Annotated in this window: 1 protein-coding gene; it reads right to left on the reverse strand. The window is 45.1% G+C overall.

Features of this window, described 5'->3' with window-relative positions:
• The coding region (locus tag U9Q77_05360) for an FG-GAP-like repeat-containing protein (protein MEA3286786.1) at window positions 1-3,812 on the reverse strand (3,812 nt) is incomplete at both ends.

Below are 3,812 nucleotides of genomic sequence, written 5' to 3' on the forward strand. Positions count from 1 at the left end.
ACTCTCAAAAGTCACAACACTCCCTGCCTGATTTCCATCAATAATTGTGGATGAGATATATGAAGTGTCTTGAGTCGTAAGAAAAAGTGAACCAACCACAATATTATGCCCATTGAAGTTGATATTCTCAACATAGGTACCGGGATAGACCAGCACAGTGTCACCATCAGATGATGCATCAATGGCATCCTGGATCAGAGTAAAATCACCTGTGCCATCCGTTCTAACTGTCCAAAGCACAACAAGTGGAGTACATTGAACCTCTGTTGAATACTCACTGGCATTCCCCATTTCATCCACTGCAGTTATGCGGTAGTAGTATATCTGGTCATTGGTCAAGCCGGTATCCACGAAAAATGTATCTGGAGGCGATGCAGCCAGATTACTATCGATTAATGTCACTGCAGGTGATGTTGTATCCCGGTAAATCCGGTATTTTACCAAATCAGTATCGGTAACTGGGTCCCAGGTCAGTGTGACCTGCATATTCCCGGCCTCCACGGCCAGGTTTTGCGGTGTTCCCGGTGGAATGGCAATGGTAAATGCTTGATCACTGGCAAAAGCAGAAGCTCCCAGACCATTATCCAGGGTTTGAGCACTCCAGTTGTAATTACCATCGGGCAGACCTGAGAAAGACCAGGTCAGGTTTGTTCTGATTTGGCCGGGCTTAGCTATCAAGCGAGTACCAGTGGCATCCAAAACGTGTCCTGAGTGCAGAATATCCGGATTTGCAGTCGTACCGATCCGTAGATTATACGAAAGACCATCCGTTGCAGTTTCATTATCACTTCCTGCCTCCCACTCCAGATCTACCTGATCTGTTGTAACGGTTTGGCTCAAGTTTACCGGTGCTGTGGGTAAGGTGTTGGCTTGATCAGTCTGGTTATGATAAAGCCTGGCATATTTGATTCCTTCATCATCAGTTCCTGTATAGAAAAAATCAAGATCCTGATCGTTATCATAATCTCCCCAAATAGCAACCTTCGACAAAAGTGGTAGCAATTCAACGTCAAGTTCAGAAAAGGTATCATTGCCGTGATTTACAATCACCCTTACTATTCTATCATTAGTTACATTTTGACCACCAATAAGAATAATATCTAGGTCACCATCATTATCATAATCTCCAAAGGAAGCATTTCCGCCCCCGACATCCTCAAAAATCAATCCACTCTCTGACAGGATACCATTTCCATTATTCCTATAAATCCTGGAATGGAAGTTCCACATCCCACCTTCATCTCCGGTTACCAGTAGATCAGCGTCACCATCTTGATCATAATCCCCCCAATCGACTGAACCTTTGATCCCAGTAACCATGCTGGTATTTTCACCAAACGTACCATTACCGTAATTTATATATAGAATAGCCATTGGATCGTTTCCAGAGCTCAAACCGGAAGCGATTAAATCCAGATCACCATCATTGTCGTAGTCGCACCAGGCTACATCAGCGTAGCGTAAGCCCTGGAATTGAGTTTCCAGTGTTGTAAACACCTGGTTCCCATCATTACGATAGAGAAAAGCATCATAGAGAGTTGCCCCAGTTACGTAGCCATGATAGCCACTGAGATACAGATCCAGATCGCCATCGTTATCATAGTCTCCCCAGGCAGCACTACCAGATGTAACACCTAGAATAGAAGTGGTGGCAAGTGTAAAAGTTGCCAATCCATCATTCAGGTAGAGTTCAGCCTTTTTGTCATCCGTATTATCAAGATCACCGGTGATAAAAAGATCAATATCCCCGTCTCCATCATAATCTCCAACAGTAAGCGTACCAAACTCCAAACCAGCTATTCCATGTGATAGTGAGCTGAAAGTGCCATCTCCATCATTGAGATAGATGAATAGCATGGGAGTGTTACCTATATCGTGCCCCATATATATCAGATCCAGATACCCATCTGCATTCAGATCAGCCCATTCAGCTGCGGTGCGAGTGACTGCAGCCAGGCCGGCATTGGCAGTAATGAAGGGGGAAAAGGGTGTGGAATTGACTTCGGTTGCGGCCGCACTGGAATTACCAGACGTATCAACCGCTTTGATGACATAGTAATATGTGGTGGAGTTTGTAACACTATTATCAGCATAGGATGTATCACTGATGACACTATCAATCAGCGTGTACACACCAGTTTCTGAGCCACGATAGATGTGGTACATAGACAAATCAACATCTGCAACCGCATCCCAGGTTAGGTTTACAATAGCGTTCCCGGCCTCAGCGGCCAGGTTTTGGGGTATGGCAGGAGGGATCTGGTCATTTTTCAGGCAACGAACTGATAAGCCGTACTTCTTATCATTATTGTACCTGTCGATATCAGAATGCGTATGCTGCAATGTCCTTTTCCAGGCGGTATTATTATCATTCTCAGAAGCAGACCAAAAAGCACCATAGTTTCTAATATGATCGTATAGTCCATTAAAGTCTCTGCCTCCACCAGGTAATGCTGTAAAACCACTTGTGTTTGTAGCACCTGTATTAGGGCTGTCCCAATGAGCAGTTCCAATCTCTTTTAGCTTACCACCTTCATCAGTACCTATCCAGCCAAGCCCATCAGCATCAGCCTGACTCATTCCCAGATACATTTCTAAAACTTTCCACTCGCCATCACTGGGAATATGCCACCCCTCTGGTGCTAACTCACGTGCATCATTTATTGCATACCAATTGTAGAGACTACCATAGGTATCGGCATTGGCGTTAATATTTAAATAGTTGCAGTAAGCACCTGTGGATAAGCCAGCCCAGGTTCCAGCATCAGTCACATTGGAGACAGCTTCCCCATTGCGGTAATGGGTAACCTTGAGATTCTCGCGCATCCAGGTCTGCTCACCAATGGTTATGGCTTGATAAACGTTTCCGTCGATGTCAATCAGTGTCTCATATATAAAAACACTAATTTCATTGGAATAATCACTTTCATTGCCCGCATCATCAACCGCTGTAACCCGGTAGTAATAAGTGGCTCCACTCGACAAACCTGTATCGGCGTAGCTGGTGTCAGATGCATCCCCTACCAGACTATCAATCAGGGTGGTTGCTGGTGAGGCTGTGCCGCGATAGATGCGATATTTGGCGAAATCAGGTGCCCAGCTTTCATCCCAACTCAGGGTGACTTGCTGATCTCCGGCGGTTCCAGTTAAATTTTCAGGTAGAGGTGGTGGTGAATTGGGTTCCATAATGGTCAATAATTGATCAACAGCCACTCCAGATGTATCCCAATGGTTTTCACTGGGCCAGACGATCCAGATCGAGTCGATGGTTGTTGATGTTCCCAGACCAAACTCAGCAATCAAGCTGCTCTGGCTGCCAAAGCCATTTTCGCTGCCTATCTCGCGGAATTGCCAATCATCATCGCCATATTTGATGGTTATCGTGGCACCATAAGAATTTCGATTGCTCATGGACCCCACTGGATTGATCTGCAGCCAGTGCTTGCCAAATCCATTATTTCGAAAAAGATTGTTATTCATATCGGAGTAGTTCTGGACCAGAATATCCAGGTCACCATCACCGTCATAGTCTGCCATACTGGTACTTTGAGATGAGGCTGCAGTCAGCGTTGGGGCGCTTGTCGTGATACGGGTAAAATTGCCAGCACCATCATTCTCATAGAGCATATTCTGATGATCCGTGTAATTGGCCACATAGATATCCATATCACCATCATTATCATAATCACCTGAAGTGGCACCGTTACAGTCTTCACCATCAGATACGATGGCACCACTGTTACGTTTCGTGAACGTGCCATCACCATTATTGGTATAGTAGGCGTTGTTCTGTCCATTATTGGCCACAAACA

The sequence above is a fragment of the Candidatus Neomarinimicrobiota bacterium genome (assembly GCA_034716895.1).
Lineage (GTDB): Bacteria > Fidelibacterota > UBA8477 > UBA8477 > JABMPR01 > JABMPR01.